The sequence below is a fragment of the Desulfosalsimonas sp. genome (assembly GCF_046483245.1).
GTDB lineage: Bacteria > Desulfobacterota > Desulfobacteria > Desulfobacterales > Desulfosalsimonadaceae > Desulfosalsimonas.
The window spans coordinates 27,146-39,722 of sequence record NZ_JAWODO010000003.1; the positions used below are offsets into that span (position 1 = coordinate 27,146).

12 protein-coding genes are annotated in these 12,577 nt (G+C 53.4%); 8 read left to right on the forward strand and 4 right to left on the reverse strand.

Annotated features, from left to right (window positions below; translation table 11 throughout):
- Positions 1-231 precede the first annotated feature (231 nt).
- Entirely contained in the window at positions 232-1,779 is a 1,548-nt protein-coding gene (locus R6U41_RS00215) for a response regulator (protein ID WP_410267823.1), read from the reverse strand.
- A 296-nt stretch (positions 1,780-2,075) separates the two neighbouring features.
- Between R6U41_RS00215 and R6U41_RS00220 the strand changes: the two genes are divergently transcribed.
- Positions 2,076-2,546: a cyclic nucleotide-binding domain-containing protein gene (locus tag R6U41_RS00220; protein ID WP_410267824.1), complete on the forward strand. Its 471-nt coding sequence runs from the start codon at positions 2,076-2,078 to the stop codon at positions 2,544-2,546.
- Between the two features lie 32 nt (positions 2,547-2,578).
- Here the strand turns inward: R6U41_RS00220 and R6U41_RS00225 are convergent, their stop codons facing one another.
- A complete protein-coding gene (locus tag R6U41_RS00225) occupies positions 2,579-3,076 on the reverse strand; it encodes a Slp family lipoprotein (protein ID WP_410267825.1) in 498 nt (165 codons plus the stop codon).
- A gap of 166 nt (positions 3,077-3,242) precedes the next feature.
- Between R6U41_RS00225 and R6U41_RS00230 the strand changes: the two genes are divergently transcribed.
- A complete protein-coding gene (locus R6U41_RS00230; protein WP_410267826.1) occupies positions 3,243-3,821 on the forward strand; it encodes a Slp family lipoprotein in 579 nt (192 codons plus the stop codon).
- Between the two features lie 7 nt (positions 3,822-3,828).
- Here R6U41_RS00230 and R6U41_RS00235 read toward each other — a convergent pair whose 3' ends face one another.
- Entirely contained in the window at positions 3,829-4,158 is a 330-nt protein-coding gene (locus R6U41_RS00235) for a cupin domain-containing protein (RefSeq protein WP_410267827.1), read from the reverse strand.
- Positions 4,159-4,365: 207 nt separating this feature from the next.
- On the opposite strand from R6U41_RS00235, the gene R6U41_RS00240 reads away from it, so the two are divergent.
- Both R6U41_RS00240 and R6U41_RS00245 read left to right on the forward strand, forming a co-directional pair.
- Positions 4,366-5,160, forward strand: coding sequence for a thioesterase family protein (locus R6U41_RS00240; protein ID WP_410267828.1), 795 nt, complete (start codon positions 4,366-4,368; stop codon positions 5,158-5,160).
- A gap of 54 nt (positions 5,161-5,214) precedes the next feature.
- Positions 5,215-5,805, forward strand: coding sequence for a hypothetical protein (locus R6U41_RS00245; RefSeq protein WP_410267829.1), 591 nt, complete (start codon positions 5,215-5,217; stop codon positions 5,803-5,805).
- 289 nt (positions 5,806-6,094) lie between these two features.
- Here R6U41_RS00245 and R6U41_RS00250 read toward each other — a convergent pair whose 3' ends face one another.
- A complete protein-coding gene (locus R6U41_RS00250; protein ID WP_410267830.1) occupies positions 6,095-7,483 on the reverse strand; it encodes a dihydrolipoyl dehydrogenase family protein in 1,389 nt (462 codons plus the stop codon).
- 350 nt (positions 7,484-7,833) lie between these two features.
- On the opposite strand from R6U41_RS00250, the gene R6U41_RS00255 reads away from it, so the two are divergent.
- From R6U41_RS00255 to nuoE, 4 genes are all read left to right on the forward strand, one after another.
- On the forward strand, positions 7,834-8,406 hold the full coding sequence (locus R6U41_RS00255) for a response regulator (protein WP_410267831.1): 573 nt from the start codon (positions 7,834-7,836) through the stop codon (positions 8,404-8,406).
- Between the two features lie 45 nt (positions 8,407-8,451).
- Positions 8,452-9,327, forward strand: coding sequence for a methylenetetrahydrofolate reductase (locus R6U41_RS00260; protein ID WP_410267832.1), 876 nt, complete (start codon positions 8,452-8,454; stop codon positions 9,325-9,327).
- Positions 9,328-9,408: 81 nt separating this feature from the next.
- Positions 9,409-12,069: a molybdopterin-dependent oxidoreductase gene (locus tag R6U41_RS00265; RefSeq protein ID WP_410267833.1), complete on the forward strand. Its 2,661-nt coding sequence runs from the start codon at positions 9,409-9,411 to the stop codon at positions 12,067-12,069.
- 20 nt (positions 12,070-12,089) lie between these two features.
- Entirely contained in the window at positions 12,090-12,575 is a 486-nt protein-coding gene (gene nuoE, locus R6U41_RS00270) for an NADH-quinone oxidoreductase subunit NuoE (RefSeq protein WP_410267834.1), read from the forward strand.
- Positions 12,576-12,577 lie beyond the last annotated feature (2 nt).

The following is a 12,577-nucleotide window of genomic DNA, read 5'->3' on the forward strand; positions in this document are numbered from 1 at the left end:
ATGTTATGAATGATTAAGCATGAAACATGCCATGTTTTTGGGAAGTGCAACCAATTGTTATTGCTATTTTTATGAAAAGACCGACAGGCCGATGGATTCTGAAAATGCAACAGTTAATTTTGCAGATGTTGCAATCTTATATTTTATTGAAGAGTTAAGGCGTTGCAGATTGTTGTTGTATCTTTGCAACAAATTGTCGCAAAGATACAACAACAATCACCCGTGCCTGCATCATCCGGCAGGCAGATGCAGATAAAACGTGGTCCCTTTGCTCGGGGTGGAGCGGACATCAACGATGCCGCTATGGGCGGCCATGATCCCGTAAACCGTGGACAAACCGAGACCCACCCCGTAGCCTTCCTGTTTGGTGGTGTAAAATGGTTCGTAAATACGAGGCAAATCAGCCTCGGAAATCCCTGTGCCGGTATCTGCCACGGAAATGGTCACCCGGCCGACTGCGGCATCATATCCGGCTTCGATCCCCAAACGGCCGCCGTCGGGCATGGCATCAATTGCGTTGAAAATCAGGTTGATCAGGCATTGCTGTAGCTGGTTGATATCGCCGTGTATCTGTGGTGTGTTTTCCGCGGTGTGATAGTGAAGCTCGATATTGGAAAGCGCCAGTTTGTGCTGGCTGAGCAGAACGCAGCGGTCAATCAGGGCCTCAACGGAAACCTTGACAAATTCCGCCGGCGACTTTCTTGAAAAGGTCAGGAGATTGGATACGATGCGGCAGCACCGGTCGGTTTCGCTTTCCACGATCGAAAGGTAGGAGGAAAACCGCTGCCGGCTCTGGTCATCGAGTTCCTTTCTGGACAAAACCCGAATCATCAGGCGCACGTAGTTGAGAATGCCGGAAAGGGGATTGTTGATCTCGTGCACCACGCTGGCAGCCAGCCGTCCCAAAGACATCATCTTGTCCTGGTGCAGGATTTTGGCCTGGTCCTCCATTTCCCGCTCCAGGCGCCGGATTTCCCGTAAATCCCTGAAAAACAACACCAGCCCGGCCGGCCCGGCCTCTAGGAGAATGGTTGCGGCCGATACCTGGACCGGCAGGGGATTTCCGGATTTGGTCAAAAGCTTAATTTCATAGACAAACAGCCGGTTTTTGCCGCCAAAGCCGAAGCCCGCCATGTCAGACTTGAGCTGCTGGTAATTCTTTGGCGAAAAAAGTCCGGAAAGGGTTTTGCTGCGGACCACTTCACTTTTTGTGTAGCCGAGCATGGATTCCATACTCTTGTTAAAGGTAATAATGGTTTCTTTGGCATCACAGCCCACGATTCCGTCCATGGAGCTCTCAATCAGGCTGTTTTCAAAATGAAAGGCCTCCATAAGCTCCCGGGTTGTCTGGTTCCAGCCTTCCTCCAGAAAACGTGTGTAGTCGGCAAGCCGCTTTTTGTCGTTATATCGCCTGATGGCCCGCTGTATTGCAACGTGGAGGGCATCGTCATGGACCGGCTTTGTAATGAAATCCGAGGCGTCAAGCTGAAGCGCCCGGATGGCCACATCCATTTCCCCGTAGGCCGTGACCACGATCACCTCGGTTTCCGGAAATTCAGTTTTGACCGCTTCGAGCAGGGCGATGCCGTCCATTCTCGGCATCCGGATGTCGGTGATGACAATGTGCGGGGCAAACTCCCGGCATGCCGCCAGGCCCTTTTCCCCGTCCTCAGCGGTTTGAACCCGGTAGCCCGCATCCTCCAGGGTGATGCCCGTGACATTGAGAATGCTGGGTTCATCGTCAATGAACAAAATTTTCCAGGATTGGTTTTCCGGCATGGCCAGCGCTATCGTATTTTCTTGTTATTCAGACGATCTCACATAGTCTTCTTATAACCTGTGGTATCCAATTTTTCAATTCCTGCGGCAGATCTGTGGAAAACCAGAGGCTGGCTGCTTCTGCGAAACCGTGCGGCTTAAACTTGACACACCTGTTAATGACAGTAATATATAAAATTATGGGAAGTGTTTTTTCATCTTTCCAAACCGACAAAAAGCTTGCAGCGATAAATCACCTTTTTCCCGGCCGCAAATCCGGCGCAGGTCGGAGAACATCAAAACAAGGAGGTTTCAATATGATTGAGATGGAAGACCTGAAACGGATCAACCTGCTTAAGCCTCTGGATGATGAAAAACTCAAACATCTGCGGGATGTGACATCTTTGGAAAGCGTACGTAAGGGAGAATTTTTTTACCACTCTGAAGATCCTGCAGATAAACTCTATGCCATATTGTCGGGCCGGGTGGGCCTGGCTGTTGCCAAAAGCGCGAAAGGCAGGCAGTCCCATCAGCACACCTGGGTGGTTGAACTCGGCCCTGCCAACTCCTTCGGGGTTTCAGCGGCAATCTTTACTCCGGAAAGAACGCATATGACCTGTGCCAAGGCCTTAAACGATGTCAAAGCCTTGTCATGGAAAAGCAATGACCTCCAAAGCCTTTTTGAGCAGGATTTTGAGATGGGCTATTGGTTTATGTCGGAACTCGCCCGGGCCATCAAGGACCGTCTCAAGGTGAAAAACATCCAATTCCTGGATATCTATAGCTAGACCACAGGGCGGAAATCACGTTGACCTGCTGGCTAAAACGTCTTGCCGATTCCCAGCCCGAAGTGGAAGCGAGGAAAACTGTTTTCCCGGGGCTCCCATACCCACAAATCCCCCTTGATGATTGGATGCGCGTATTCATAATCACCGATCAAACGCGTTTCAGCGCCAATGAGACGGCCTGCAGCCGTAACCAGTTTTCCCGGCGCATATATTTCCGGATCAAGAAAGGAATCCGATCGGATCAGAAAGCGGCCGTTTGATTCCTTTTCCATCTGCGGGCGGTTTGAAGAATCCAGGGGAAACTGCAGAACGGTTATTTCAGAATTGTCCCGCTGATTATCCGTGCTGATAATTCTGCCGCCAAATATCACATATTCATCAATATATTGATCCGTGTCAACCTGGAGCGTTCTGAAATCACCCTTCCAGGTAACCTTTTGCACAATATCCCTGGGAACCCTGGGCCCGCACCCCCAGGCTCCGATCATGATCAACACACACAATGAAATAAAAAAATATTTGAATCGCACGGGTTCATTCCCCCCTTTTTCGACCGGTTCCTTGAAAATATCGGTGATCATGGCTACTGTTAATATAACACGGAAATTTTATTTGAAAAGAAAATCCGTTTGAAACGGTTCCCCGGCTACAGCAGGGACAACCTTTTTTGGCAAACTTCTTATCACCCGGGTCAAAATGAAAACAAGTCATCTGCATTTACGCAAAACCACATTGCTTTTGTGCTGCATCCTTCTGACGGTGCTTTTTTCCGGGTGCTCGGTGATTTCCAGAGATGTTCGCACCAGTGCCGCAACCGGTGTGAACTTTGCATCCCTGAAGCAAAATCCGGATACGCATATTGACAAAACCGTGATTCTGGGCGGCTATATCCTGGAAACCCGCAACCTGGCCGATCAAACCCGGCTCATAATACTTCAGGCGCCTCTGGATTTCGTTGATGAGCCCAAATCCAAAGATTTGTCCCGGGGCCGTTTTATACTGATTCATGAGGGCTTTCTGGATCCTGAAATTTATGAAAAGGACCGGAAGATCACCGTGGCCGGCCGGGTTGCAGGGTCAGAAAAAACCCGGATCAGCGAGCATGATTACACCCTGCCCGTGATCCGTGCCGTGGAAATTCATCTCTGGCAAAAACCCCGGCAGCGGCGGGATCTCTATTACCATGACCCGTTTTACGACCCGTTCTATGACCCCTTTTACCCGTGGTACGGCCCGCGGTTGCGCTACTGGTATCATCCCTATTATTACCGGTAATCTGTGGTTACCCGTAGTGGACAGTCAGCCAGATGGTTTCAACGCCCGGATCCGTCCAGGTCACCTTATGCCGGGTGCGGGCTGAAATATTGACATAATCGCCCTTTTCAAGCCGGACTTCCTGACCGTTTTCAAAAACAATGGTTGCCCTGCCCGCCAGAACCATGACCCATTCATTGCTTTTTTGATCATACCATCCCGTTTCCGGAGACCTATGCCCCCTGGAAACAATCCGTTCAATAACCACATGATCATGGGCCACAATCGGCTCAAATGCTTCCCGGTCAAGTTTTTTGGGAAGCAGAGAAAAGATGTTGCCCTTTTGATGATTCTCCATAAACCCGTTATTCCTCTGTGGTTGAATTTTCTGCGTTTCCGACAGGATCAATTTTTTAACGCACCTTTGGCTGAAAAGATCAATCCGGACAACCCGCCGCATGCCGGGCTTTTTCCGGGTTGCGGGATTTTACGCTTTATGCTAAACACAACCGAAACAGGTCCCCGAAAAAGAAAAACGGTCAAAATATCACCATCAGATAACAAAATGCATCTTTTTGATACAGATATTTCAGTTACCGCAAACCCGCAGGATGGTTTTCAGGCTGCGGTTTCAGACAACTGGTCAATCAACGGCAACCCTAACGGGGGATATCTGCTGGCAATTCTGGCCAGCGCCATGATTGGCTGCAGTGACAAATCCGCCACCCCGATCCTTACGGTCAACTATATGTCAAAAACGGTTCCGGGCCCGGCAGAAATTGCCGTTGAAACAATGAACCGCTCCAGACAATTTACCCGCCTCCAGGCCCGGATCTTCCAATCGGGAACCGAAACCGCCCGGGCCTTTGGCACTTTTGCCGTGGCCCCGGAAGAATGCGAAATCAGGCGATACGAGACCGGTCCTCCGGAACCCGCCCCGCCGGAGAGCTGCATCCGGATTCCCGCAATGCCCGGATACACTGTATACGAGCACATGGAAAGCCGCCTGGATCCCTGCTGTGCCGGATGGATGGAAAACCGGCTTTCAGAACGTTCAGAGCAAAAGGGCTGGCTGCGGTTTAAGGACAAACGCCCGTTTGACGTTTTTGCAGCCGCCCTGGCAGCAGACGCCTTTCCCCCGGCCGTGCTGGCCAGCCAGGGCATGGTGGCATGGGTGCCCACCCTTGAATTGAGTGTCAGCATCCGCAATACAGCCGAGACCCAATGGCTCAAATGCCGATTTTCCACCCGGTTTATCAATTGCGGCCTGCTTGAGGAAGACGGTGAGATCTGGGATGAAAATAACGAACTGATCGCCGTATCCCGCCAGATCGCCCAGTTCAGAAACCTGTCCCCATAGCCCCGGGACCGGTTGTTCCGGGAGTTTACTTAACCATATAAAAAGGAAAATGCGATGATTCTTTTATCAACACCCAAAACCTGGATGAAGTGCGCTGTTTTGTTATGTGCCGGCCTCTTCCTTGCAGGCTGTTTTGCCACTGCCACCCGTCACGCGCCGCCGCCCATGGAAAAACGACAGGGAACCGCGCCCACCGCTGCCTTACTGCCGTTTGAAAACACCAATGATCCCGAAATCGCCGGACTGGTAACAGAAAAGATCAAAAACTGCCTGGAAGAAAGAAACGTTTTAACATTTGCCGGTCAGCAAAAGGTAAACCAGGTTGTTGACGCAACCGGATATGACATGGGCACCATGTTCGGCCTCAAAAAGGATCAGTACAAAAACCTGGGAAACAAACTCGGGGTGGATTATACCCTTCACGGAACCGTTTCCGTGCGAAAAAGCCTGACCTTTTCCGGATGGCGCAAGGATGTGGATGTGCACCTTTACATCAATGACGCCAAAACCGGCCAAAAGATTGACTCCTGGCGCTCCATGACCGATTTTACCTGGACCAAGGGGGAAGATTCAGTCAACGCCGAAACCATGGCGGAATCGGCAGCCAACCATATCTGTGCAAAAATGCTGGACCGAAGCTACTAACGACCCCAGCACAAACATGCCGGCCCCGGCCGCAGGCGGGCCGGGGCCGGCAATATTTTCCCTGCAAATTGCAATTCCCGCAGATGCCGTTACCTTTTCCTGCAAAGATCCGGCCTTTTATGCCAAGCCGGCTTTGTTCAAATCCATTGCAGGAAAGGAGAGTGAAAATGAGAAAAATGACCAAGAAACCGCCTCTCGGATGACGCGCTTTACCGGGCCAGGCATGAAGGCCGCAACCGGGTGGTGTTCCATGGCGTCCGAAAATTAAAACGAGCTGCCGGCCGGCCTACTATAAGCCGGCCAGGGGATCGTGTTTGAAAAACGGCTTTAGCATATAAGTGATGTCGCTCTCCCGGGTGGGATACGGGGCCATGACATGCTCCCAGTAGAGCTGGCCGGCATCCTGGTGGTGAATCATGGCCTGTTTGAAAATATTGATCAGGCCGGCGGCATTATCGGAAATAATATGCGCCCCGGCAATCCGGTTGTTGTGATCCACCAGCACCTTGTAAGCGGCATGCTTCATCCCGGTACGCCGGTAGGTGGGCCAGGACAGATTGGTGGCCATTGCTCTGGAATACCGGATGCCTTCTGACTTCAGGGCCTCTTCTGTAGCCCCCACCATGGCGTACTGGGGCAGGGTAAACAAAACCGAAGGCACGGCCCGATAATCCATGACCGCTTCCTGTCCGCCGCGGAGTTCTGCCAGGATGTTTTTTGCCGCCACACAGGCCTCGTAGTCCGCCACCCGGGCCAGCTGAACCGTGTCTGCACAGTCGCCCGCGGCAAAAACCCGGGCATTGGCGGTGCGCATTTTCTCATCCACAACAATGCCGCGGCGGGTATAATCCACAGAGCCCTTTTCCAGCTCCAGGTTCGTGATGGCAGGTGCCCGCCCGGCGCCGTGCACCACCATGTCCGCGTAAAGATCCTTTTTGCCCGGGGTTTTAACCACATAGCCGCGGTTGTTTTTCTCAATTCCGGTAATTTCGGTATCCGTATGGATATCAATGCCCTCTGCCCCTGAAGCAGCCATGAGATGGGCCGCCATTTCCCCGTCAAAGGGGCCCAGGGGGCGGGGGCCGGCTTCAAGGATATGAATCTGCCGGGCCGGACCCAGGCGCGCGGCAAAATGGGCAAACTCAAAGGAGATAAACCCGCCGCCCACAAAGGCGATTCTGGGCGGAAGCCCGTCGAGCTCCAGAAACTGGCTGCTGCTGACCAGGTACTGGGCGCCTTCAAACGGCAAAGGGGCCGGACGGGCGCCGGTTGCCAGAACAATAAATTTTGCCTGCACCGGCTGTCCGTCCACCGTCAAGGTCTCAGGATCGCGAAATGCTGCAGTGCCGGCGATAAAATCAATGCCTGCGGCCTGAAAACCTTTTCGGGTGGAATCCGGGACAGCGCCGGTAAAGGCCCGTTTTTGATCCCGAACCGCTTTCCAGTCCATCTCCGGGGTTGCAACCACGCCTTTTCCAGACAGGTCACGGGCCCGGGCCATTGTTTCTGCAGCCTCGTAATACCATTTCTTGGCCTGGCAACCGGCCAGGGCGCAAACCCCGCCGGGCGTGGAACTGTTTTCCACCACAGCAACAGAGACTCCGTATTGGCTCAGGCTATAGGCTGCGGTCTGCCCGCCGGTGCCTGAACCCACAACCACCACATCATATGATTTCACCCCGCACCTCCTTTGCCGGTTTTTGCTCCAGGATCATTTTTATTGAGCCGTTTAAGGTCATTATTACCATTTCCCGCAGCGGTTGCAAATGTCCTGGCAAAAACAGAAATGGCCGTTTTTTGAAAACACCCAAAAATCAGTTAAGATTTATAAAGCTATAATAACTATAATAATCATAAAAAATAAAAACCAACATTAAATTTTAATTCCTAAATAAAAATTTAAATCCATAAATTAAGTGAGTTAAAATTTTTTTAAAAAAAATTACATTTTTTTCTTGACACGCTTAAATCCTATAATTAATATAAAACTTAAAAAGTCAACCCTTTTTCCAAGGGAGGAGGCCCGCCATGGACGAAGTTTTCACCGTATTTAAAGCCAGCAAACACTGCAACGTCTCTCCCAAAACCATTATCAATTGGATTGATGCCGGCCACATAAAGGCCTACCGCACCCCCGGCGGCCACCGCCGCATCAACCGCAAGGACCTGGAAGAGTTCATGCGCAAGCAGGGCATTCCCATTCCGGAAACCGTGGAGGAAAACGACCGCAGGCGGATCCTGGTGGTCGATGATGATCCCATTATTGTTGAAAGCATTGTCCAGTCCCTTGAAGAAGACGAGCACGACTACGAGGTCATATCCGCGGCAGACGGTTTTGAAGCCGGCCTTCAGGTCAATCACTTCAAGCCCCATCTGCTGATTCTCGACATCATGATGCCGGATATCAAAGGATATGACGTCTGCCAGAAAATCAAAAGCAACAGGGAAACCAGTGACACCAAGATCATTGTGCTGTCGGCTTACCTGGATGAGGAAAAATTTCAGCAGATGAAAGAATACGGTGCGGATGCCTGCTTTTCCAAGCCCCTTCCCCTCTCCCAGCTCAAGGAGGAAGTGGCGCGACTGATTGGCCCTGCATAAATCCGGCACCCTGCCGCCGGAACCCTTAATTTCAAGGAGGCATTCATGAAATTAAAACAAGCCCTTGAAAAAAAACAATTTGCGGTCACCACCGAAGTTCAGGCCCCCATTGAACAGGAACCCGAGGACCTGGTCAAAAGCTTAAACCTCATCCGGGGGCGTGTCGACGGGGTGTCGCTTTCTGAAGTGGAATTCCAGGGAATCGTGGGCGACACCATCAAAACCTGCCAAACCCTCAAGGAAAACCGCTTTGAATCCATCTACCAAACCACCACCCGGGACAAAAACCGGATCCAACTCCAAAAGGACCTGATATCGGCTCATCACGCCGGCATTGAAAACCTGCTGGTGTTTACCGAGGACTACCGGATCACCGGCGACAGCCTCCAGGAAATGATGTTTTTCCACGTGGATGCCGGAAAACTCCAGTCCGTGCTGGAGCATTTCAGAGACGGCCGCGGTATTGAGGGTCAGGAGATCGAAGTGCAGCCCAACTTCTGCCTTGGCTCCGGGGTAGAGGCCTCCTGGGGCAAGAATGTGCCCGACCTGGAGTTAAAGGAAATGGAGGAGATGACAAAGATGGGAGCGGGCTATTTTCTGACCACCCCGGTATTTGACCTGGAGCGGTTTGACAAGTTTCTGTCGCGCACCAACACATTCGGCGTGCCTGTGATTGCAGAGGTTCTGATTTTGCGGACTGCCGGAATGGCCCGATTTTTAAACCGGCATCTCAAATCCGGCCTGGTGCCTGACTGGGCCATCCAGAAGCTGGCCAAGGCCACTGACAAGGACAAAGCCAGCATCGAGCTGTTTGCCGATACCGTCAAGGGTCTCAAGGATCTGTGCGACGGCATCCATATCATCACCATCGGAGGTGAGGACAAACTCCGGCATTACCTGGATGCCGCCAAGCTCAGGTAAGGCGTTGCCGGCCGGCGCGTAAATACGGCAATGCTTTTTCAACGGCCCTTTCAAAACATCAGAAGCAAAAGGAGCCGCCCCGTGGAATCAATTGCCCTGACTATCAACGGAAAAAAGGTGACCTGCCGCACAGGCGACACCCTTCTTTCCGTTGCGCAAAAAAACAACATCTTTATCCCTACCCTGTGCCATCACCCGGAATTAAAGCCCTACGGCGCCTGCCGCATGTGCTTGGTGGAAGACGAAAAATCCGGCCGGCTCATGGCCGCCTGCGTCACCCCGGCGGCAAAGGACATGGCCGTGCTCACCGACACCGAGCGCATCATCGGCCACCGGAAAAACATCGTGCGCCTGATGATGGCCGAGCACCCGGAATCGTGCATTGTCTGCTCCAAGGGCAACCGGTGCGAACTGCGGGCACTGGCCGCACGCCTCGGAATTGCCGAAACCCGCCTATATCCCATGCCCAACCATAAACCCTATGAGGAATTAAATCCCTTTATCGTGCGGGATCTGAGCAAATGCATTTTATGCGGCAAATGCATCCGCGCCGACCACGAACTGGTGGCCACAGGGGCCATTGACTACAATGACCGGGGCTTTTCCTCCCGTCCGGCAACCCTCATGGAAATGCCTCTGGAAGACTCCACCTGCACGTTTTGCGGCACCTGCGTTTCCATGTGCCCCACAGGGGCCCTTTCCGCCAAGCATGCGGGCTATGTGGGCACCCCGGAAAATCAAAAAGAGTCCATCTGCGGTTTCTGCGGGGCCGGCTGCAGCCTGGCCATGGGCACTTCCGGCGGCCGGGTGGTTGAAGTCAATCCATTAAAACTCAATGGCAGCGTCAACGGTTCCACCCTGTGCGTGCGCGGCCATTTTGCCCATGATTTTCTAAACAATACCGACCGACTACACCAGCCCTTGATCCGGACCCGGGGCGAAAACGGTGATGAAAAATTTGAGCCTGTGGAATGGAACAAGGCGGTTTCCCGGGCCGCAGAATCTTTGGCGGAAATCAAGCGCACCCACGGACCCGGCAGCATTGCCTTTATCGGCTCGCCCAAGTGCAGTACAGAGGAAAATTATCTTTTCCAGAAAATCGCCCGGGTCCTGTTCGGCACCAACAACGTCACCAGCACCGGCACGATCAACGGCCAGCCCCTGCTGCGCCGCATGGAGGAAAAAACCATGGGCGCGGTGCGCACCATGCCATTGTCCGGACTGGAAAAGGCAGAGGCCATTGTGACCATATGCTTTGACCCGGACAATACCGTGCCGGTTGCCGGCTATCACGTTAAGCGGGCCGCCCGGGGGGGCACGCCCCTGGTGACAATTGATGCCCGCAAAACACGCCTTGCCGGATTTGCCGGGGCGCGGATCCGCCCGGAATCCGGCATGGAGCCAAACACGCGCATCCCGGCACTCATATGCGCCCTTGCCGAAAAAATCGCTGGTGCCGGCGGGACCAGCACCGATTTTATCCGGCAATACACCAGCGGCTGGGAGGACTGCAAAGCCGCCATTGATTCCCTTTTGTCCGCTCAGCCCCTTTCAGCAGCAGAGGAAAAGGAAATCCACCGGGCGGCGAAAATGCTTTCAGGCCGCAAAATCGGCCTTGTGATCGGCGCGGATATCATGGAACAGATCAGCGGCGACCGGATCGCTGATGCCGCCTTTGATCTTGCTCTTGCAACCGGCAGCATCGGCGTCCCCAATGCCGGAATCTTCATCCCGGCTCCGGAAAGCAACACCGTTGGTGCCATGGACATGGGAATGGCCCCGGATCTGCTGCCCGGCAGACACCCCCTTTCCGACCCGGATGCCAGAAAGCATCTGGAGCGGTTCTGGAACACCAAGCTTTCCCCGGATCCGGGACTAAATCTTTGCGGCATTGTCGAAGCGGCGGAATCCGGCCACTTAAAGGGTCTCTACATCATGGGCGAAAACCTGGTGCGCACCCTGCCCGACCCGGAGCGGGTGGAAAATGCCTTGAAAAAACTCGACTTTATCGTCATTCAGGACATTTTCGAAAACCGCACCACACGTCTTGCCCACGTGGTGCTGCCGGGCACTGCTTTTGCCGAGAAAACCGGATCATTTACCAACATGGAGGGCCGGATCCAGTCTTTTTCCCAGGCTGCGGCCCCGCCTGGACAAGCCCTTGCCGACTGGCGGATTCTCAGCATGCTGGCCCAGAACATGGGATATCCGGAACAATACACCACCATTGAAAAAATCCGCCAGGAAATCAGGAAAACCGTGCCCATGTACGCCGCCATCGGCAACCACCGCCAGGAATGGATCAAAAACACGGATGCAGACACGCCTTTTTCCGGAAACGGCCACAGGTTCACATTTGCGGATATTGAACCGCCACAGCCGCAGACAAGCGGCCAAAAAGGCTTTACAGCCATACTCGGCCCCCTGCGCTGGCACCTGGCCGGCGGCACCCGCACCAGCCGGTCCGCCCGGATCAACTCCTGGAACCGCGACAATGAAGCCCGGCTATCTGCCACTGACATCGGGTCTCTGGCCATAACAGAAGGCGGAAAAATCCGCATTGTATCGGATCACGGCGCCATTGAACGCAGCTTTGTGGCCGATCCGGCAGTAATGCCCGGACAGGTGTTTGTGCCCACGGGATTTTCCGGAAACGATGCAGCCGCCCTGGCCGGCATAGAGGCAATCCAGTCGCCGGCACCGGCATGGCGCACCTGCAGGGTCAGCATTGAGAAAATTTAGATGCCAAGGAGCAAAAGCCAATGGATCCCACGCAATTTGACCGAAGCAGACTCCATGAAATCATCGAGGATTACCGGGACCGCAAATGGGCCTTAATCCCCCTTCTCCAGGAAATCCAGGAAGAATTCGGATTTATCCCGCCCGAATCCATCGAGCCCGTTTCCGAGGCCCTGAACATGTTTGCCTCACAGGTTCAGGGGGTGATCACGTTTTATTCCGGTTTTTCCTTAAAACCCAAGGGCCGCTGCGTGCTGCGGGTCTGCCGGGGAACGGCATGCCATGTCAAGGGAAGCCGGAGTATCCTGCGCCTGGTCAAAAAGGAACTCAACCTCGAGGAAGGCGAGACCAGCGCCGACTACCAGTTTACACTGGAAACCGTGGCATGCCTGGGAGCCTGCTTTCTGGCGCCGACCATGATGGTCAACAAGGACTACTTCGGCAGGCTCAACCCCACCAAGGTGGTCAGCGTGCTGGGCGAATACCGGAAAGACAAGGAGGATGATTGAGC